Here is a 20,424-nt window from a genome sequence, read left to right on the forward strand (position 1 = left end):
TCATAGCCTGACACCTCCATATTCTACAGGCTGGGCTTGAGGCGCTTGAGGGGCATAATGGGTATGATTGACATAATCATGATCGGCTTGCTGCGCTTGCTTCACTTGCCCCTGCGGTTTAAGTCCTGCATCCACATCCGTCCGCTCTCCCTCTCCACGTTCACCTTGCAGCTCCCCGCGCTCCCGCAGCGATCCGGTAATAATCTCATCCAGCAGGCTGCTGAAGTCCATCCCGAATGCCTCTGCACTCTGGGGCAGCAGGCTGGTTGCGGTCATTCCGGGCAGTGTATTCACCTCCAGCACATAAGGGATGCCATCCTTCAGCAGCATATCCACCCTGGCATACACCGCACATTTGAGCGCCCGGTAGCAGGTTAACGCCGCCTTCCGCACCTGTTCCTGCAACGCATCCGGCAGCCGTATAATCCGCTCCTCCGCTCCGCCCTGCTCGTATTTGGCGGTATAATCGAACCAGTCTGCGCCCAGCGACTGAATCCCGATGACCGGCAGCATTTCTCCCCCTAGGATGGAGCAGGTAATCTCCTGTCCGGGGATGTAGTGTTCAATCAGCACCGCGCCTCCATCCGCACTGGCAAAAGCTTTTTCCACCGCCGCCCGCAGCTCCTCCTGCCCTCTTACCTTGCTCATGCCGATGCTGGACCCGCCGGAATTCGGCTTCACCATCACCGGATACCTTAGCCGTGCCACGGCCTCCAGGTCATATTCCTCGATATGGTCCCAGCTCACCCAGTCAGGGGTAGCGACTCCGCGGCTGCGGATGATCGTCTTGGCCAGCCCTTTATCCATACATAAGCTGCTTGCGAGCACCCCGCTCCCGGAATACGGAATTCCGAGCGTCTCCAGGGCTCCCTGCACCGTACCATCTTCCCCGTAGGCCCCATGCAGGGCGAGCAGAGCGAAGTCCAGTCCCGCTGCCCCTTCCAACAACTCTTTACGCGAGGTAATGTGTACCGGGATTCCTGTGTATTTTGCCGGATCAAGCGCCTTCAGCATCTCCCTGCCGGTCTTCAGCGACACCTCATATTCGGACGATACCCCGCCCATAATCACACCTACTCTTAGCATATCCGCACCTCATTCTCCCATGATTTGCCGTGCTGTCTTCCCGATGATTGCAATCCCCCTCACGATATCCTCATCCGCCACCCTGGAGAAGCCCAGCCGCAGCGTGTTCTGCCCTGCACCGTCTGTGAAAAAAATATCTCCCGCCGTAAAAATAACCCCCCGCGCGTGACAAGCCGCCAGCAATTCCCTTGTGTTGAAGCCTTCTGCGAACGTTACGAACAGATGCAGCCCCCCATCACCCGACAAGGAGGCATATGGTATATGCTCCTTACAGCAGGCCAGGGTCAGCTCGTATTTGCGTTTATACTCCAGCCGGGCTTTTTTGAGATATTTCTCCAGGTTGCCGCCCAGCAGATATTGATACAGAATGGACTGGTCAAGCGTCGAGGTATGAATGGTCCGCGCCCGCTTCACACTCTCCAGATAATAGATCAGTTCCTGATCCGCCAGCACCCAGCCCACCCGCAGTCCGGGGAACAGGACTTTGGAAAAGCTGCCGAGATACACCACACCGTTCCCGCCGCCCGCCGCCGCAATTAACGGAGCCACATGGGCGCCGGAATAGCGCAGTTCCTCATTGAACCCGTCCTCAATCACCGGCACATTGTAGTCCTGCATAAGTTTCATTAGCCCTTGTCTTTTCTCGGGGGACATGACGATACCAGTGGGATTATGGTAGGAGGGGACCAGATAAGCACAGTCATATGGCCGCGCCTCCAGCGCCTGCTTCAGCTCCCCGAGGTGGATGCCGTCCCGCTCCATCGTGACCCCGTGAATTCCGAAGCCGTGCAGCTTCAGATTCTTGATCGCCGTATGATGCGTCGGATTCTCGCAGACCACTGCGCCATACCGCTTGCCGAGAGCCGACAGCACCAGGTCGAAGCCCTCCGTGAACCCGTTCGTAATCAGCATATCTTTGCCTCGCAGATCTACGCCTTTATGCTCCATATATTGCTTGAGGTAGTCTATTAATGGCTTGTAGCCTTTGGCATATCCATAATTCAGCAGAACGTTGCCCTCTACAGACATACGCTCCAGGAACGCTCTGCGGACATGATCCAGATCGAAGAGACGCTCATCCGGGGCGATGCTGGTAAAAGAAATCGTGCCCTTCTCCGCGCGTATCCCCCGCTTCATAATGTCCAGCTCCTCCGCGAGCAGCGCCTGGCTGCTGATCCGCTCTGTCCAGTCCAGCATCCATGGGGCGGCTTCCGCACCGTTCTGAGCTGCCGCGCCTTGTGCGACGTAGCTGCCCTGGCCTTGTACGGTGTAGGCGAAGCCGTCATCCTCCAGCCCTTCATAAGCTGAGATCACCGAGTTCCGGCTGACCTTCAGCAGGCTGCTGAGTTCGCGTGTCGAGGGGAGCTTTTGGCCGCCCTGCAGAGCGCTTTTGATGATGAGGTGCTTCATGTAATCCTTCACCTGGATCGATACCGGACGCCCGGCAATGAGCTTGAAATCCTTAAACATCCTGTGATCGCCTCCATAGCTATCATGGCACAGACTTTGCCGTAAAAAAAGAACCACCGCCCCGGGATTTTCTTCCGGGCGTGGTTCTGTGGGGGATGAGGGGCGGGAATGTGGCACATGTGCTGCTTATACGCGTCACCCCGCCTGCTTGGATCGAAGATGCCTGATGTGAAGCTGCAAGCGCCCCCGGGACCAGACGTGCCAGATATAATACTGTGAGTTCCCGCATGGGACCGGAATGCTGATGTGCTGCTACGAGTACCCGTGTGGGACCTAAACGACGGTGCGGCGGGACACGGACATGATGTGATTATACGAGTTGGCTCTAGACACCATTCGGGCGCTCACAGGGTGTTCTATTGTATTTTGTACAGTCAGATTAGCGTATATTGGCCCTTTTTCGTGTTCTGCTGCATTATGTACATTAGAATTTTGGATTTCGCCCGTTATGGGGCCAGTTGCTGATTATCTGTTGCAGGAAAGAGACAATTTCATAATTCAGTTTACTGAAAAGCAAGACTGGGCCAAAGTCTAAGGTCATGTTTTTAAAAAATCAGGCGACTTGCTGGGAGTTTTTCACCTGCTGGTTCAACTTGTCTAACGCAAATTTACTCAAATTGTACGCTAATGTACTGAGCTGGAAATCAACACTTGCCCGGACACCGCGGTGACGCGTTCGTTTCATGCCGAAATACTCTTTGAGATAGGCAAACACACGCTCCACCGCCGTACGCTTGTTGTACAGCGTGGTAAAACTTTCGCTACCTCTTGCGGGATAGGTGTGTAAACGCAAATCCGTTTGTATGCGAATTTTAAACACTTTTTGGCAATCGGTACCGGAGAGCGCACAGCCTTTGCATTCGCTAGGCCGGGTGTACTTCAGGGTCTCATACTTGGCATCAAAACTGTCGTAACGGTACGCATGTCCTTGAGCGCACACCGGCGTGTACTCCAGATTCATTCCTGCAGGCGGGTCTTTGTGGTGAATCAGGGAAATCGCAGGATAGGCGCCGAGCGAATGAATCAACTGGTAGATCGCCGCGCAGTCGTAGCCTTTGTCGCCCAAGATATGCTTGACCTTTAGCCCCGGAAACTTCAGGAGCAGGCCTTTGAGAAGGACGACCGCCATCCGCTGGTCATTCGGATTGGCCGAACTAAAGAGGCCACTGAGGATATACTGGCTGTCCGTGTCGACCAGCAGATTCGCCTTGAACCCGTAATAGCTGGTCATTCGCCCCTTCGTATTTTTCTTGTCACAACGCGCAGCATGCCGGGGCAACGCGGTCAGCAGTTCATTGTACGTGTAAGGCAACATCGCTTCAATGGTTTTCTGGAACGGTCCGAGACTTTGTTCATAGGCTTCCATTTCCTCGCGCCGACGTTCCTTTTCGGCCTGGGATGGACGACCTGGCTTGCTGTACTTGGGTTTCTTCAGCGGCTCGTTCACCGCCTTCGGCTCAGGCTCGGGAGGTTCGAGCTGAAGTTGCTCGGCCACCGGAGCTTCGCCTTTCTTTTGCTCCCGACGAGCCGCACGACGCTTGGAAGCCGATTCGCTAAATTGGCAATCCCACGCCTCGACCATGGAGGAATCCACAGCAAGATGGGTGCCGCTCACAAAACCTTCTTCTAGGGCAGATGTGACTAGGCGATCCTGAAGTTGTTCCAGCATTCCCGTTTGCTCCAGCGCATGAATCAAACGGGAATAGGAAGCCTGGCTTGGAATGTTGTCCGAGCCCGTAAACCGGCACTGGACTCGAAATTCGTGGCTATGATTCAGTCGCCGGACCAAGGCAGAAATAAACTCAATGTTCTCCATTTTGGCAATCAGCAGCGAGTAGATCATGGCAGGTACGTTTAATTGCTCAGGCCGTCCGCGATGGTTCTTTTTCCCCAGTGCGGACAGAACTGGAGCTAAATGTAAGTGTTCAAAGATTTGGCTGTATTTATCTTCTGGACCCATCTGGAGCAATTCCTCAAAGGAAAACAGTTCTTCTTGTCGAATAGAATAGATAGGGATTACCTCTTTTCTTCTCGGGTGTTGGTTTCGTCGCCTATCACTTCGAGAATGTGGGGAGGTACTCCTTTTTCTGTGCTCAAAAAAGCCAGGTATAGCAAGGGTTTTGAATTATGAAATTGTCTCGGAAATACAGCAGAATGAATTTTGGCACGTTTTTTAGACCAATCTGATGTACATAGTGCAATCACCCGTTAGCCGTTGCGTGTACTAATCAGCATTTGCGTTAGCGACAGCGTATCCGTTGACGGAATCATCACCTTTAGCGGTTGCGCAGAATCACCAGCATTTGCGTCAGTGACAGCCTATTCGTTAGCGGAATCATCAGCGTTAGCGGTTGCGCCACATTCACCCGTTAGCATTCCCCTCTGCCATGTGCCAGCATCCTCCATCCCTCCGCAGGCGCAGGACCGTAACCTCACCTGGAGCGGGTGCTGCTGCGGTATAGAACGTCACGCCTTCGATGATCTGCGCCAGCAGTTGCCGGATTACTCCGCCATGGGTTACCAGTAATATACGGGGTACTGCGGGAGCCTCTGCTTCCCGCTGAAGCTGTGTCCAGAAATGATCAACCCGGGCGGCGAATTGCGTCCACGCCTCCCCTTGCGGGGGCGTTGCCGATCCGGGGTTGTCAATCCAGCTCCGGTACAGCGGATCATCCTTAAGATGATCATACATACAGCCTTCCCACGCCCCGAAGTTCATCTCCCGTAGCCGGGAATCATAGACTGCCTGCGGAATCAGGTGCGGAACCAAGGCCGCCAAAGTCTCCCGGCATCTGCGCAGATCACTGCAATAGACACTGCGGAACCCCCCGCCAAGCAACGGCTGTGTCTGTAGCTTCTCAAGCCGCTCTGCCTCACCCGGCACAAGCGGCAAATCGGTGCTGCCCAGATAACGGTGTTCCTTATTCCACTGGGTATAGCCATGTCGGACTAAAACCACTTCCAGCTCCGGCTGCGCAGATTGGATGAGTGATGACTGCGTGCCCTGCACCTTTGGAGCTACCTGATCTCCCCAAGTTTCCTGGATGTTCTTAGCTTTCTGACCTTTCTGAGCTTCCTGAGCTTTCTGGACTGCCGGAGAAGAATATCCCGCACCCCCTGCTCGAACTTTCCTCATTCCGCTTTAGCCCCCGATCCCATGCCACAGCAAGGCAACGGCTGCACAGATGCAGACAAATATTGCGGATGACCACATCATCATCCGCGAGGTCACAATAATATCCTCGGGCTCCATCGTCCGCAGCGGCTCACCCATGTAAGCCCGAAAGGATGTTACGCCATGGTATACATTCTCACCGCCGAGCCGGATGCCGAGAGCCCCGGCAACTGCCGATTCCGGGTAGCCGCTGTTTGGGCTGGGATGCAGGCGGGCATCCCGGCAAACCGTGTGCCAGCATCTGCGCCAGTCCAACCGCAGATGCGCAGCACATAAGGTTAAGAGCAGCGCGGTCATCCGCGCCGGTATGTAGTTGGCGATATCATCCAAGCGGGCCGATGCCCAACCGAGATCGCGGTATTTATCGTTCTTGTAGCCGACCATGGAATCCAGCGTGTTCACCGCACGGTAAGCCATGGCCAATGGAGCTCCGCCCAGCAGGGCGAAGAACAGCGGCGAGAGGATCGCATCGACGATATTCTCCGCAACCGTCTCCACTGTACCGCGCACAATCTCCGGGCTATCCAGATGGCCTGTATCGCGGCCAACGATCATTCCGAGCGCCCGGCGGGCGGCGGGCAAATCCCCCGAGCGCAGCTCGGCGTAAACTGCCATGCCCGCATCCTTCAGTCCTTTGGAGGCAATGGTGGTGGAGATCAGCCATACTTCGGCTGCTCCGGCCAGCCAGGGCGATAGCCTATAGAGCAGCATGACAACCAGCGCTGTCAGCGCCCATGCCCCGCCTGCTACCAGCAGAGGAAGAAGAATCCCCGCCCGCTTCAGAGCACTGGGCGTTGCGGCGAAGCGGCGAATTCCCCGCTCAATGGCACTAATCGCCTTCCCCATATAAATAACGGGATGGGGAAGCTTGCGCGGATCGCCGACTACCCGGTCCACAATATAAGCAGAGAGCAGGATGATAGCAAGCTTCACCTTGGCTCACCCCGCCGCTCTGTATAGCAGTCCGTGTTCGTCATTCCCGGCCGCCGCTCTGAGAGACACGGGGCAGTGCAGATCGTGATACCTGTGACGCTTCCGCGTCTCCCCCTTGTGTATCCTGCGATTCCTCCGCGTGTGCTCTGCTCACAGATTTCGCTGCCATAACCGAGCGCAGACTCTCCGTCACCGTGCTGTACACCAGTCTGCCGATGGCTCCGCCGAGGTCAGTCGCCGTCCCGGCATACACATGCTCCGCAGCATAGCGGCGGCTTCCGCTCACCGCAATCACAATGGCATCCGTAGTGGTTCCGGTTGCGCTGAGCCCATTCTCGGAATCCTTGATTCCTAGGTCTGCCAGTGCCGCAGCCTTTGCTTCCGTAGCCGTCATCACAGCGTTGACCATAGCCGATTGGGACAACCATCCGTCTATCCCAATCATGATGTTGATCGTACCCGGACGGTAGGCCGCCAGCACACTGCGCTCCGACCCGGCCCGGGCCGCGTTGCCCGCAGCCGCTGTTACGCAGCAGAATATGCCTGCTGATCCGGTATCCTCCTCGGCAACAGCGGCGTGCTCCAGCGGAACTGCCGTCATCAGTCCGGCGCAGCCTTCCAGCGGGTAGCCCCACTCCTGAAGCTTGTTTTCCAGATCCTGCACCGGATTGCTGCATTCGTAGTCCCTGCTGACGTATTGATTCACCGCACGCTTCAGACGCCCCGCGCCTCCGCCATACACCGCACTCGATATACTATCCGCTTCAGCCGGAAATTCCAGCAGCAGATGGCCCTCCCGCCATTCCAGCGCCAGCCCGGGCCACACCTTGCTGCGGTACGTCTTCACTCCAAATTCAAGATTAAAGGGCAAACTAACCTCGTTCTCATCCACGTATCATCGACTCCTTTCATTAATGACTCTCAAAATCTCCTGAATGCGGATGTCTCACATCCCCGCCCGGATCAACTCCCCCATCTGCTGAAGCAGACGGTCATTGTCCGCGCGGCCTTTGACCGCGATGCGGATATGCCCGGCTTCAAGGCCGGGATACATCGCGCAGCTGCGGACGAGGATGCCTCCCGCGCCCAGCCGCTGCTGCATCTCCTGCGCGCTCCACGGGGCGGGCAGCCGCAGCAGCAGGAAGTTCGCTTCGCCCGGCGGCACGCCGCAGCCGAGCTCAAGCAAGCCCTCCCGCAGCCGCTGCCGCTCGGCTGCGATCAGCGCGCGCGTCTCCTGCCCGTAGCCGTCGCCGCAGCGCAGGCAGGCTTCCCCGGCCAGCAGCGCCAGGCCGTTCACGCTCCAGGTCACCTGCTTGCCGCTCATGGCCGCAGCAAGCGCCGGATGTGCGGCAGTGAAGCCCAGCCGCAGCCCCGGAATGGCAAAAAACTTCGTCATCGAGCGCACCAGCACCGTATGACGATAAGCCCCCAGCTCCGGCAGCAGAGATTGCCGGTCCGCCTCCGGGATGAAGTCGATGAACGCTTCATCCACTGCCAGCACCGTCCCGCAGGCCTCCGCCTGCTGCGCGAGCTGCCGCAGCCCGTCCAGCGGATACTGGACGCCGTTCGGATTATTCGGCTGGCCGAGGAACAGCAGATCGACCTGCTCCAGCAGGCCGGATATGCCGTCCACGGCAGCCCGGTAATCCATCCCGCTGCTCCCCTGAACGGACAAGACCTCCGCGCCGAACTGCTCGGCGAGCTGGCGGTACTCGGAAAAGCACGGCTCCACGATGCCCACACGGCGCGGAGCCACCGCCAGCAGCAGCAGCGCCATCGACTCTGCCGCCCCGTTCGCCACGGTAATCCACTCCGTGCCGAGACCCAGCTCCTCCGCCAGCAGCGCCTTCAGCCTCCGGTGGCCCGGATCGGGGTACGCTGTAATGGAAGCTACAGCATCCTGCAGCAGCGCCATCACACCCGGCGGCGGCCCCAGCGGGTTAATATTCGCGCTGAAATCCAGAAACCCGCCGTTGCTATCCCCGTATAATTCAGCTGCGGTCAGCAGATCACCACCGTGCCCATATTTTTCAAGCAAATGGATATCCTCCGTGTCCTTATTTCCCATCCTATATCTCCTCCCTGTCCATTAACCAACAGCTCCAACACCATTCTCCCAATTATTGGCCAATTGCCGGAAATCCGTCAATGCTATATCACCCACTTCCCTGCCTCCACCCGCCATTCCCGTTCCCTTTTGATGAAATCTCTCTTTTAGTTTAGAATAAGTACAGCAGTTTACTATGGTTAACGGAGGAATCACGAATGCTTTTTATCGATAATACCGGAATTACAGACGCATCGATCAATCTGGCCATTGAGGAGTTTGCGCTCAAAAACCTGCCGATGGACGAGAGCTACCTGCTCTTCTATATCAACAGCCCGTCGATTATTATCGGCAAGCATCAGAATACGATCGAGGAGATCAACCAGGAGTATGTGAAGGAGCATAACATCCAGGTCGTGCGGCGGTTGTCCGGCGGCGGCGCGGTGTATCATGATCTCGGCAACCTCAACTTCAGCTTCATTACCAAGGATGACGGCCAGTCCTTCCATAACTTCCTGAAATTCACCCAGCCGGTCATCGACTACCTGCAATCCATGGGTGTGAACGCCGAGCTGAGCGGACGCAACGACCTCCAGGTCGGGGAGCAGAAAATCTCCGGCAACGCCCAATTCTCCTCGCGTGGACGCATGTTCAGCCACGGCACCCTAATGTTCGATCTGAATCTGGATGATGTCCAGGCTTCCCTGAACGTGAACCCCGAGAAATTCAAGTCGAAGAGCACCAAGTCCGTCCGCAGCCGGGTCGCCAATATCAAGAACCTGCTAGGCAATCCTGATATGACGATTGAACAATTCCGCGAGGGGCTGCTGCGCTCGATCTTCGGCATGGAGCCCACTGATGTGCCGCAGTACAAGCTGACAACGGACGACTGGGTGCGGATCAATGAAATCTCCAAGGAGCATTACCAGAACTGGGACTGGAACTACGGTCTCTCGCCTAAGAGCAACGTGAAACACACCCGCAAATTCCCGGCCGGACTCGTGGATATCCGCATGGATATTGAGGATTCGGTCATTCGGGAGATCAAAATCTACGGCGACTTCTTCGGCGTCGGCGATGTGGCAGATGTGGAGAACGCGCTGCGCGGCAAGCGTTATGAGGAGGCAGCGGTCCGCCAGGCGCTGGCTGATCTCGATCTGAAGCATTACTTCGGCCGCATTGAGCCGGAGGACTTCATCGGACTTGTGTTTCTCGAGGAATAGCAGCTGCATTTAAAAGAACCCCGCTAACCTGCCGCGTCCTGCGCAGAGCTAGTGGGGTTCTTTGCCTTCATATGCTTGCCGGATCGCTGCTATACAAGCACGAACACATACACAACGAGCGCCAGCGTAAGCATCATGCATACTTTTTCCACCGTGTTGCCCTTCTTCGTGCCGGTGCTCATCAGCTTCAGCCGCAGCTTGAAGGGAATCGGAGGCAGCGGGGTAATCCCGCGCTGGGTCAGGGAGTCGGCGAGGAGATGCAGTCCGTAGGACAGGCTCCCGGCAATCCACAGACTGCTGCCGTCATTCATGTCAAGGGAGACGAAATACAGCAACGCGCCCCATCCGGCCACGGCATACAGCGTATGCGTGATTCCCCGGTGTGGAACTACGGAAGCTACGACCAGCACACAGGCGGCGATATAGTTCCATGGATCATAAGCATCGGCAAAAGCAAACAAGGCCAGCGCAATCAGCAGCATCACCAGATGCCGCAACCTGCGGCTGGGCAGGAAGGATACGCTGCCAACCAGCAACGCCAGTGCGATATTCCAGGGCGGCTCCGCTATCCCGGCAAAATAAAGATAAATGCCCGCTCCGATCAGCGACACCTGCAGAATACGCAGCAAAAACTCCGGCACGGCCTTGCGTACCAGCATGGAATTTGGCTCGTCGATATCGGGCAGCAGTGAGCTGACCACGGCGACGGCAACAGCCGGAAGGGTAATGGCATGCCCTAGCAAGCTCATGGCGGACAGGGTAACCCCGGTGCTGATAACTAAATGGGATTTGCCCATCATGGTGAATCCGCTCCTTAGATGAAAGTATAAATGCTTCTGGATGTCCCGAAATAAGAACAGGTGTGCGGTTACCGAAGTATACCAAGGCTTTCCTTTTTTGTCCAGCTTATATGTAGTTTCCAGGCTCCTCAGGCCCGCGGGGCCAAGGAAGCCGTACAGTTTCGGCTTGTCCTGCCCTCTGTTTTAGGATACAATTTGGACAACTCAACTGGCCCTGAAAGGATGACACCCTGTGAATCGCTCCCGAATCGCCGATCTAAGTCTCCTCCTGGTGGCGATGATGTGGGGATGCACGTTTCTGATCGTGCAGTCCGCCGTGCGGGTGCTGCCGCCGCTTGCTTTTAACAGCATCCGGTTTACAGGTGCCGCCGTGCTGCTGGCCTTGATTACCGCTGTCTTCTACCGCCAGGAATGGCGTAAGCTGAGCTTGCGCATGGTGATGCATGCCCTGCTTCTGGGCCTCTTCCTGTTCCTCGGCTATGGCTTCCAGACCGTGGGGCTGCTGTACACCACCACTTCTAACACGGGATTTATTACCGGTCTGTCGGTGGTACTGGTGCCGTTCCTGTCTCTGGCGCTGCTGAAGACGGCCATCTCCAGATATACCTGGCTCAGCGCCGGGCTTGCAGCAGGGGGCTTGTATCTGCTGACCTTTACCGGCTCTGCCTTCTCCCTGAATAAGGGCGATGGCCTGATTCTGCTCTGCGCCGTGGCTTTTGCGCTGCAGATCGCGTATACCGGCAGATACGCACCGCGTTATCCGGCACTGCCGCTGGCGGCGCTTCAGCTCGGCTTCGTAGGCCTGCTCAGCATTGTTACCTCCCTGCTCGTGGATGGAAGCGGCCCGCTGCTGCACAGCGGAGAGCTGCTCCGCCAGCCGGAGGTGCTCTCTGCGATGCTGATCTCCATCGGACCAACCAGTGCCTTCGCCTTCTGGATTCAGACGGCCTGCCAGAAATACACCACCCCGTCCCGGGTGGCGATCATCTATGCCATGGAGCCGGTGTTCGCGGCCGTCACCGGCCTGCTCTTCGGCGGAGAGACGCTGGGCATATCTGCGCTGCTCGGCTGCGGCTGCATTCTGGCCGCCATGCTGCTGGCGGAGCTCAGCCCCGCGCCGTCAGGAACGCAGGCGGAGGGCTGAGCCGGAATCTGCGGACCCTTTTACCAGATTAACGTTAATAAGTTCCATTACTACAGACAGAGAGCCGTTCTTCCGTTACCCTTCCTATAGAAGCTTCAGCGGATAGCCGGACTATAAACCACGCTTAGGAGAGAACCCAAATGTACAAATTGATTGCCATTGATATTGACGATACCCTGATTAACGACGACAAGGAAGTGACCCCGGCCACTCAGACCGCGCTGGAGCAGGCTGTAGCCGCAGGCGTTGTAGTCACCCTCGCTACCGGACGCGCTTATGCTTCCGCCCAGGCGATTGCCCGCCAGACCGGACTGAATGTTCCAATCATCACTTATCAGGGGGCGCTGGTAAAGAACCTGCTCGATGAAGAGGTCCTGTATGAGCGTTATGTGCCGCAGGACGCGGTGCGCAAGCTTTTCCAGTATTGTGTAGAGCATGACCTGCACCTGCAGACTTATATTGACGACAAGCTGTATGCCCGCGAAGAGAACCAGAAGCTGATTGACTATTCGACTCTGAACGGAACGCAGTACTATATCGAGCCGGACTGGGAAGCCAAGCTGGTTCCGCAAAAAACTCCAAAAATGCTCATTATCGACGATCCCGACTTCCTCGATGAGCTGTCTCCGATCCTGCGCTGCCTGCTCGGCGATTCGGTTCATATCACGAAGTCCAAGCCGCATTTCCTGGAGATCATGCATCATGAAGGCACCAAGGGTCTGGCCCTGGAATTCCTGGCCGCACACTTTGGCTGCGAGCTGTCCGAGACAATGGCTGTCGGCGATTCCTGGAATGATCATGAGATGCTTGAAGCTGCGGGTCTCGGTGTAGCAATGGCAAATGCCATTCCTGCGCTGAAGGAAATCGCTGATTTCGTTACACTTAGCAACAATGAGGACGGCGTGAAATACGCCATTGATAAGTTCATTCTTAACGCAGGCCAAGAAGCATAAGCTGCTGTAATAACAGCAGAGTACAACGCCAAAAAGAGCGGCACCCCGCAGTTCATGGTACGAACTGCGGGGTGCCACCCTTTTATACTAAGTAGAAAGGAAGATCCTTCATGGAAGAGATATCAAATGAGGAACAACTGCAATCCATAGCCTCGATGCAATCGACAATCCGTAAGCTTGAGAGCGCCTTAACCCAGATGACGAACAGCGGCACTAATACTACTCTGGTCCAGAAACGCCTGAACGCCATGCAGATCGGGTTAGCTGTGTTGGAGAACGTCTGGAGTCAGAAGCCGCTCTCTTATCCCCCTGCCGAGCTGGCAGAAGCCCGCCATGTTCTTCTCGGGTTAACCCCATCCGTAGAATCCAGTTATGCTAAGTCTAAGGCCGGGAGCCCGCAGCGGACGCTCCTAGAAAGAAGATTGAAGGCGCTGGGACAGGTGATCCAGGCAATGGACACTCTCTAAAAACCTAGGCGATAGGGGCTAACAATTCCTCCGACGCCTCTTGCTCAAGCTGTGAATGATACAGATCCGAATACCGCCCCTCTGCCGCAAGCAGCTCCTCATGTCCGCCCCGCTCCACGATCTCCCCGTTCTCCATCACCAGGATGACATCGGCATTCTGGATTGTTGAGAGCCGGTGGGCGATCACAAGCGTTGTCTTATCCTTCATCAGCTTACGGATGGCCTGCTGGACCATTCGCTCCGACTCATTGTCGAGGGCAGCCGTAGCTTCATCCAGCAGCAGAATCGGCGCATTTTTGAGCATCGCTCTGGCAATGGACAGCCGCTGTCTCTGACCGCCGGACAACCGGGAGCCATGCTCGCCAATATCCGTGTGTATGCCTTCCGGCAGCTCCGTCACGAACTCATATGCGTTTGCCTGCCGGAGCGCCTCGATAATCTCCTCGTCTGACGCACCGGGCTTGCCGCTCTCGATATTGTCCCGGATGCTCCCCGAATACAGTCCCGACTCCTGAGGCACATAGGCGAAGTAGCTACGCAGCTCTGCAAGCGGTATTCCGCTGATCGGACGGCCGTTGATCGCAACCTCACCCGCATCCGTCTGATAGAAACCAAGCAGCAGCTTGAACAGAGTGGATTTACCGCCGCCGCTCGGACCTACTACGGCCATTTGCTGGCCGCGTGCCAGCTCCAGACTGACCTTGTTAAGGCTCTGCTTCTCACTGCCCGGATAGCTGAATGACACCTCTGCGAGCCGAAGCTCCCCGAATCCCGGCAGATCCGCCCGGACCTCAGGCAGCACCTCAACCTCAGCAGGCGCATCCATCACCTCGAAGATCCGCTCCGCCGCACCCAGCGACTGCTGCATGGAAGCGACCAGGCCCGGCAGGGACGAGAAGGGCCCCACCAGATAGTTCATCAACTGAATGAAGGCAATCATTGCCCCGACCTCAAGTCTTCCATTCGCTACGAACCACCCGGCAATCACCAGAGCCAGCAGGAAGGTCAGATTCCCCAGCAAGGAGGAGATCGCTCCGGTTGCCCCTTCGATTCTCGCTTTCTTTTTCTCCCCTGAGGCAATATCCTCACTGTAGCCTACATATTGCTTCTGCAGCCTGCGCTCCATGGAGAATGCCTTGAACACCATACTGCTGCCCAGAATATCGTTCAGAAAAGCCGTAGTCCGGCTCATACTTTCCTGCACCCGCACACTGTTGATCCTCATCGCATTGCCGAAGATTTTACCGGTCAGGAACAGCAGCGGCCCGATGGACAGGCAGATCAGCGCCAGCAGCCAGTTAATATAGAGCAGATAGCCGAAGGAGGCTACCGCCAGCAGCGGGTTGCGCAGCAGATCCAGCATCACCTGCCCGCAGGCTTCCCCCACCGACTGATTGTCATTCGTGAACCGGGACAACAAATCACCGGAATGATTGCGGTCGAAATAGGACTGCGGCAAGGCCAGCGTATGTCCCATCATATCCTGGCGCAGCTCATTTCTGACTTTGGCTGATATATTGGTCTTGAGATACGCACTGACGAAGGTATTCAATCCCGTGACCAGTAAGAAAAGAATCCCGAACCAGGTCAGTCCCTTGAACGCCTCCACATCCAGACGGACTGCCGCATCCGTAATCCGGGCCAGGAACCACGCCATCGTAAGATCGAGCACAATACTGAATAACGTCACCAACAGCAACACGGCATAAATCAGCTTATGCCTTAGCATGTATGTACTTAATCTGGCAAAAGCACCTTTCTTCTTCACAACCTCAGCTCCTCTTTAGAATTCAGCACCCCGCACCTTGGCATATACCTTGCTGTCATGAAGTTTCCCGTCCGTTTCACGGGTGCTTTGGCGGAGGACACCATCCAGTTTGAATCCCGCACGCTCCGCGACAGCGGCACTTCTCTCGTTAAGCGCGCTGCACCGGATTTCAATCCGGTTAGCTTCAAGCACTTGGATTGCAAAATTCGTAATCCCGTTCACCGCTTCCGTCATATATCCATTGCCTGAGCAAGAGCTTCTAATCCAATAGCCGATTTCGAATCGGCGGCAATCCCAATCCACATGATGCAGACCTATGTTGCCCACGAATCTGCCGTCCTCCTTGCGGAAAATCTCCATGTTCAGGGTGGTACGCTTCAGATAGGCTACCTGCGATTCACGGACGTATTGCTCAGTTTCCTCCACAGCCGGCATACTCTGGGCAAAGGGCATCCACGGCTTCAGTTCATCCAGACTCTCCCGGATAGCTTCATTCATTTCCTTACCGTCTCCAGGCCGCAAAGCACGGACAAGCAGCCGCTCTGTCTCAAAGCTCTCTGGAATATCCAGCATAATCGGGATAAAATCATTACTCATATTCATAAACCTCCACGATGATCGATTAATTGGATTATGGAACATCGTTATAGTATAGTACCTCCTTCCCTTTTTGAAAATAAAGAAAAATACGCATCATATACATAAAACTGGAAGGCATCACCGCCACGGACTCACTCTCTGCGGCTCCAATGCCTATAGTTTACTAGACCTCTGGCAAGGGACCCAGCGGCGGGGGGCGGATTCCCGGGTCGGTCTTGGGACTGAAAAATGCACTTTTTTCAATGTAGTAGAAGGTTAGGACAGGTTGTTGTATACTTGCACCAAATTGAACCCACAGAGGATGTATGCAGTGTTATGGATAAAACACATTTTGGAAGATCTGCAGAAGAGCAGACACGGCTGGAAACCTCCCGGTTAGCCAGCTTGATCGGGGCTCATGTTACCCGCGATGGAACAGCTGAAACACCGATCCAAGGACTGTATTTCAACCGTTACTCGCAAACGGAACCCTCCGATTACCTCCACACGATGCAGTGGCCGACGGTGGGAATTGCCGCCCAGGGCACCAAAATGATCAAGATCGGCGATGCCACTTCCGAATACAGCGGATCGCGCATTCTGGTTGCTCCCGTAGCGGTGCCCATCCGCATGCAGACGATTCAGGCAAGCGCTTCGGAACCGTTCCTCGGCGTGGGCGTCTATCTCGATCCGCACAGAATCGCTGCGCTTATCCCTCAGGTCTTCCCGAACGGCCTGCCGAAGATCGGTAAGCGCAGTGCAAGCTATGTGCTGGAAGGTGAACCGGCCTTGATCGGCGCGGTGGCGCGGCTGGTCGCGTGCCTGGACGAATCCGGCGACAACGGCCTGCTGGCCTCGCTTGCGGCGGATGAGATTTTCATCCGGCTGCTGCGCAGTCCCATCGGCGTCTATGTCGCCGAGACTGTACTGGCCGGCTCGGATGTCCAGCGCGTCGCCAAAGCGATCGACTGGCTGCGGAGCCACTTCGCCGAATCGCTGAAAATCGCCGAGCTGGCAGACATGGTCCATCTCAGCGAGTCCTCCTTCCGCGAATATTTCAAGTCGGTAACCTCCATGAGCCCGCTCCAGTACCAGAAAGCGCTACGGCTGCAGGAAGCGCGGCGGCTGATGCTGTCCGGCGGACGGGATATCACCACGGCGTGCCAACTGGTCGGATATATCAGCGATTCCCAGTTCAGCCGGGATTACAGCCGCTTTTTTGGCAATCCTCCAAGCCGGGATATCGCCAAGTGGAAGCAGGGCCTCATCTCCTGAATGATATCCAGCAAGCCCCCCGATCTTGTCAACGGGGGGCTTTTCCGTTGAATCGGGCAAGAAATCAAGCGGAACAGTCAAATGAAAGGGTATCGGGCAGTCTATACTGATCTTATCCGGATAAGCCAAGCGGCGAAGCGGAAATCATCGTTGGAACAAGCTGCTTTGTACAGGGGTTTAGAGGCTTGATTCTATAAGGAGGATACCGGGATTCGTATTTTTGTAACGGGAGCAACCGGCTTTATCGGATCAGCAGTGGTCCGGGAGCTGCTGGAGGGCGGACATGAAGTGGCCGGGCTGGTACGCTCCAAGGAAGCGGCCGGGAGGCTGGAGGCCTCAGGAACGAGAGCAGTCCGCGGCTCTGTCGAGAACACAGACCTGCTGCGCCGGGAAGCGGCCGAAGCGGACGCGGTCATCCATACGGCCTTTTATCATAAGTTCTCCCATGCCAGCCTGAAGATGAAACTGAAGATTATGCTGGGCGGAAGTCCGGCCCGTACGCCGGCCCGCTTCATCACGGCAGCAGTCGAAACGGAGCAGCGCGCCATCGAAGCCTTTGGAGCCGTGCTGTCCGGGCGGTCCGGCGCGCTTGTCATCGCGATGCCGACCATGACGCTCACTCCCGGCAGGCTGGCGGCCGAGGATGACCGGGGAGATGCCTCGTCCATCGGCGGAGGACGCGTCGCTTCGGAGAATACGCTGCTCGCGCTGGCCGGGTCAGGCGTCCGGGCATCACTGGTGCGCCTGCCGCCGATTGTCTACGGCACGGGCGACCGGGGCGGCCTGCTGCCCAGCCTGATCCGCAGCGCAAGATCCAAAGGCGTGGCGGCTTATATCGGGCAAGGGGACAACCTTTGGCCCGCTGTACACCGGCTGGATGCGGCGCGCCTGTTCAAGCTGGCGGCCGAGCAGGCTCCCGCCGGCTCGCGGCTGCACGCGGTAGGGGAGGAAGGCGTGCCCTTCAGGCAGATTGCAGAGGCGATCGCCCGGCAGGCGAACGTACCGTCCAAGCAGATTAAGGAGGAAGAAGCTGGCTCCTATTTCGGCTGGCTGGGTCCTTTTGCGGCAACGGATAATCCTGTGTCTTCAGCGTTGACCCGCCAGCGTTACGGCTGGAACCCGCAAGAGCGCGGTCTGCTGGCCGAAATTGCACAGGGTGATTATTTTACAGGCCACTCGCTGCATTAATCGAATCCGATGAGTGACCGTACAAAAAACAAAATCACCCTAGCGGGTGAAGGAAGCTGATGCCTTCTCTCACCGGCAGCTTGTATAGAGATTGTTGCAATTCATGCAGGATTCTCTATAACTTTTACTGGCTGTGTGGGGCTTGGGGCCATCCCAACAAAAGAAAATCATAGTTTCCTAAACAACAAGAAGGAGCCTTCCAAACAGTCAGTATAAACTAACTTTCTGGAAAGCTCCTTTTTGTGTTATCCGAGAACCTGTTGCTTCAACTCGATACTTAAGTCCGCTCCCGGCACAAAGGAACCCTCATCCCCGTCACAGCAAGCGTCACCTTCTCCGGCAGAATATAATCCTTCTCCAGATTGATGTCATGGGACATATGTGTGTAGACCGCACGGCGCGGCTGGACCGTCTCCAGCAGATCGGCGGCTTCGGTCATATCATACACAGAGCGGGTAGACAATTCAGCTGCCTCGTAATAAAAGCTGGTTCCCAGCACCAGCAGGTCCGCTCCGTGCATGCGCCGGGTTTCCTCCGCGTTCAGGGAGATCGAGTCCGGGCAGTACACCCAGACATACTCCTCCTTCTCCAGCCTGTAGGCGTAGGAATAACCATTCTTGCCATGGTTGACCCGCCACGCCGAAATCTGCCAGCCGTCCAATGTGATGCCGTCATCACAGGGAATCATATCGATATGCCCGGTGAGCCACGGGTATTGCCGCTGAATGACAGGGATGACCTCTGCCGGAGCATACAGCTCGCCCCGGAAGCCCATCCAGCGGCAGCTGTCCGCCCATTCCGGCAGCCCGCCGATATGGTCGAAATGCGCATGCGTCACCAGCAGGCGCTGCATGCTGCGGTACCCCAGCAGCTCCATCTGCCGCCGCCAGTCCGGTCCGCAATCAATCGCCAGGAAGCCGCTGCCGTTATCTATAAGCACAGAAGAACGCAGGCGGTTATTACGCCCGGTGGTTCTTGCTTCCGTGCAGGTCTCACAATCACAGTAGACCCGGGGTACGCCCATGGCATCCGCTGTTCCAAGGAACACTAATGTATCCATATGCCTGCCCACCTCATCGTCTTTGTTCTCGAATATCTGTCAGTTCATTATAGAACAGCAGCCGGTCCTTTGCACACCAGTCTGCAAGAACGGCAAAGAGCCGTCCTTCAGCCTCAAAGCCGGCCAGAGAACAGCTCTCCTCCTCATACGCACCTAACACTCAGAACCTGCCTTTAACAGCCTAGATCCCGGCCAGCACCTGATACCATATCCCCCGCTTGGAGTATAACGTGGTGCGGACTTCCTCCCAGCCGCCAAGATAGCTGATGTCGAACAGCCCGGCAGGAACCGGATACTGGCCCTCATGTGCCGCATAGACCTGCTGGTTCACGGGACGGAAGCCGAATTTGGCGAATATCTCCTGCGCCTGCGGTGTCGTCAGATAATCTACGAGCGCATCTGCGGCCGCACGCGTACCATGCTTATCCGCGTATTTATCTACCACTGCCGCAGGATTCTCGATCTGGATCGTATTCTTCGGGATGACCACCTCATACTTCACACCCTCGGCAATCCGCGCCAGCAGCTCATTCTCATAAGTGACGATCACATCGCCCACCCCATACTCGAAGGCAGCCATGGAGGCCCGCCCGCTTTTATCCAGAGATTCGACGTTCCTGTGTATGCTCTCCAGGAAGGCCTTGGCAGCCGCAGGGTCCTTCGCCCCCTCCTGCTCCTCCGAACGCTTCAGGCCGGCTCCGTAGATCGCGTTAATGTCCCACTGGGCACCGCCGGAGGTCTTCGGATTAGGGTAGAGCACCTTCACCCCCGGCTTCGCCAGATCGGCAAAATCATGAATCCCCTTCGGATTGCCCTCCCGTGTTCCCAGGGCCACAACCGACCGTGTCACCATGCCAGCCTCACCGCCGCGCTGCTTCCAGTCTTTCTCCACCAGACCGGCCTTGACCAGCTTCCCGACATCGCCTTCCATGGCAAGCAGCGTGACATCCGCCTCGAAGCCGCCGGCAATCGCCCGCGCCTGGGTTCCGGAAGCCTCATAGGACTGCTGAAATACGATAGTTTGACCGGTATCCGCCTTCCATTTCTCAGCGAACCTGGGAAGAATCTCGCCCATGGCATCCTTCACCACACTGTAGGCCCCCACCACAAGCGTTAGATCTCCCTGCGGCGGTGCACCTGCCTCTCCTGCATCCGGCTGCTCATTCCTGCAGCCGGATGCGGTCAGGGTGAACACCGCCAGCAGTAAGACCGTCAGCCATCCGTGCAGTTGTCTGCTCCTTCTGATAAGCCTCATA

At 56.5% G+C, this 20,424-nt stretch carries 18 protein-coding genes; 6 read left to right on the forward strand and 12 right to left on the reverse strand.

Annotated elements, in window-relative coordinates:
* The 7 genes from MKX42_RS27355 to cobD all read right to left on the reverse strand — a co-directional run bounded on the left by MKX42_RS27355 (position 1) and on the right by cobD (position 8,732).
* Positions 1 to 1,086 carry a D-alanine--D-alanine ligase gene (locus MKX42_RS27355; protein WP_340756116.1) on the reverse strand — a complete coding sequence of 362 codons (1,086 nt, stop codon included), beginning with the start codon at positions 1,084 to 1,086 and terminating at the stop codon, positions 1 to 3.
* Positions 1,087 to 1,095: 9 nt separating this feature from the next.
* On the reverse strand, positions 1,096 to 2,556 hold the full coding sequence (locus MKX42_RS27360) for an aminotransferase-like domain-containing protein (protein WP_340756118.1): 1,461 nt from the start codon (positions 2,554 to 2,556) through the stop codon (positions 1,096 to 1,098).
* Between the two features lie 553 nt (positions 2,557 to 3,109).
* Positions 3,110 to 4,516 carry a transposase gene (locus MKX42_RS27365; protein ID WP_340751616.1) on the reverse strand — a complete coding sequence of 469 codons (1,407 nt, stop codon included), beginning with the start codon at positions 4,514 to 4,516 and terminating at the stop codon, positions 3,110 to 3,112.
* A gap of 402 nt (positions 4,517 to 4,918) precedes the next feature.
* Complete coding sequence (locus MKX42_RS27370) at positions 4,919 to 5,692, reverse strand: histidine phosphatase family protein (RefSeq protein WP_340756120.1); 774 nt, start codon at positions 5,690 to 5,692, stop codon at positions 4,919 to 4,921.
* 6 nt (positions 5,693 to 5,698) lie between these two features.
* The gene (gene cbiB / locus MKX42_RS27375) at positions 5,699 to 6,664 is read right to left on the reverse strand and encodes an adenosylcobinamide-phosphate synthase CbiB (protein ID WP_340756122.1); all 966 of its coding nucleotides are present in this window, start codon (positions 6,662 to 6,664) and stop codon (positions 5,699 to 5,701) included.
* A gap of 40 nt (positions 6,665 to 6,704) precedes the next feature.
* Positions 6,705 to 7,556, reverse strand: a complete 852-nt coding sequence (locus MKX42_RS27380) for an adenosylcobinamide amidohydrolase (protein WP_340756123.1) — start codon at positions 7,554 to 7,556, stop codon at positions 6,705 to 6,707.
* A gap of 54 nt (positions 7,557 to 7,610) precedes the next feature.
* Positions 7,611 to 8,732: a threonine-phosphate decarboxylase CobD gene (gene cobD, locus MKX42_RS27385; protein ID WP_340756124.1), complete on the reverse strand. Its 1,122-nt coding sequence runs from the start codon at positions 8,730 to 8,732 to the stop codon at positions 7,611 to 7,613.
* Between the two features lie 197 nt (positions 8,733 to 8,929).
* On the opposite strand from cobD, the gene MKX42_RS27390 reads away from it, so the two are divergent.
* Positions 8,930 to 9,934 carry a lipoate--protein ligase gene (locus MKX42_RS27390; protein ID WP_340756126.1) on the forward strand — a complete coding sequence of 335 codons (1,005 nt, stop codon included), beginning with the start codon at positions 8,930 to 8,932 and terminating at the stop codon, positions 9,932 to 9,934.
* A gap of 89 nt (positions 9,935 to 10,023) precedes the next feature.
* On the opposite strand, the gene MKX42_RS27395 is transcribed toward MKX42_RS27390, so the two are convergent.
* Positions 10,024 to 10,734, reverse strand: coding sequence for a metal-dependent hydrolase (locus MKX42_RS27395; RefSeq protein ID WP_340756127.1), 711 nt, complete (start codon positions 10,732 to 10,734; stop codon positions 10,024 to 10,026).
* Positions 10,735 to 10,966: 232 nt separating this feature from the next.
* On the opposite strand from MKX42_RS27395, the gene MKX42_RS27400 reads away from it, so the two are divergent.
* From MKX42_RS27400 to MKX42_RS27410, 3 genes are all read left to right on the forward strand, one after another.
* On the forward strand, positions 10,967 to 11,878 hold the full coding sequence (locus MKX42_RS27400; RefSeq protein ID WP_340756129.1) for a DMT family transporter: 912 nt from the start codon (positions 10,967 to 10,969) through the stop codon (positions 11,876 to 11,878).
* 140 nt (positions 11,879 to 12,018) lie between these two features.
* Positions 12,019 to 12,831, forward strand: coding sequence for a Cof-type HAD-IIB family hydrolase (locus MKX42_RS27405; protein WP_340756131.1), 813 nt, complete (start codon positions 12,019 to 12,021; stop codon positions 12,829 to 12,831).
* A gap of 110 nt (positions 12,832 to 12,941) precedes the next feature.
* A complete protein-coding gene (locus MKX42_RS27410; RefSeq protein WP_340756133.1) occupies positions 12,942 to 13,298 on the forward strand; it encodes a hypothetical protein in 357 nt (118 codons plus the stop codon).
* A gap of 4 nt (positions 13,299 to 13,302) precedes the next feature.
* On the opposite strand, the gene MKX42_RS27415 is transcribed toward MKX42_RS27410, so the two are convergent.
* Both MKX42_RS27415 and MKX42_RS27420 read right to left on the reverse strand, forming a co-directional pair.
* A complete protein-coding gene (locus tag MKX42_RS27415; protein WP_340756134.1) occupies positions 13,303 to 15,066 on the reverse strand; it encodes an ABC transporter ATP-binding protein in 1,764 nt (587 codons plus the stop codon).
* Between the two features lie 15 nt (positions 15,067 to 15,081).
* Positions 15,082 to 15,663: a GNAT family N-acetyltransferase gene (locus MKX42_RS27420; protein ID WP_340756136.1), complete on the reverse strand. Its 582-nt coding sequence runs from the start codon at positions 15,661 to 15,663 to the stop codon at positions 15,082 to 15,084.
* 318 nt (positions 15,664 to 15,981) lie between these two features.
* Here MKX42_RS27420 and MKX42_RS27425 point away from each other — a divergent pair, with 318 nt between their 5' ends.
* Positions 15,982 to 16,920 (forward strand): AraC family transcriptional regulator, encoded by a 939-nt coding sequence (locus tag MKX42_RS27425; protein ID WP_340756138.1) that lies wholly within the window; start codon positions 15,982 to 15,984, stop codon positions 16,918 to 16,920.
* A gap of 216 nt (positions 16,921 to 17,136) precedes the next feature.
* Entirely contained in the window at positions 17,137 to 18,108 is a 972-nt protein-coding gene (locus MKX42_RS27430; protein ID WP_340757853.1) for an SDR family oxidoreductase, read from the forward strand.
* A 277-nt stretch (positions 18,109 to 18,385) separates the two neighbouring features.
* Here the strand turns inward: MKX42_RS27430 and MKX42_RS27435 are convergent, their stop codons facing one another.
* On the reverse strand, positions 18,386 to 19,168 hold the full coding sequence (locus MKX42_RS27435; protein WP_340756139.1) for an MBL fold metallo-hydrolase: 783 nt from the start codon (positions 19,166 to 19,168) through the stop codon (positions 18,386 to 18,388).
* 181 nt (positions 19,169 to 19,349) lie between these two features.
* A complete protein-coding gene (locus MKX42_RS27440) occupies positions 19,350 to 20,423 on the reverse strand; it encodes a sulfate ABC transporter substrate-binding protein (RefSeq protein ID WP_340756142.1) in 1,074 nt (357 codons plus the stop codon).
* Position 20,424: the final 1 nt, after the last annotated feature.

Source organism: Paenibacillus sp. FSL R7-0204, from assembly GCF_038002225.1.
In the GTDB taxonomy this organism is placed as follows: domain Bacteria; phylum Bacillota; class Bacilli; order Paenibacillales; family Paenibacillaceae; genus Paenibacillus_AQ.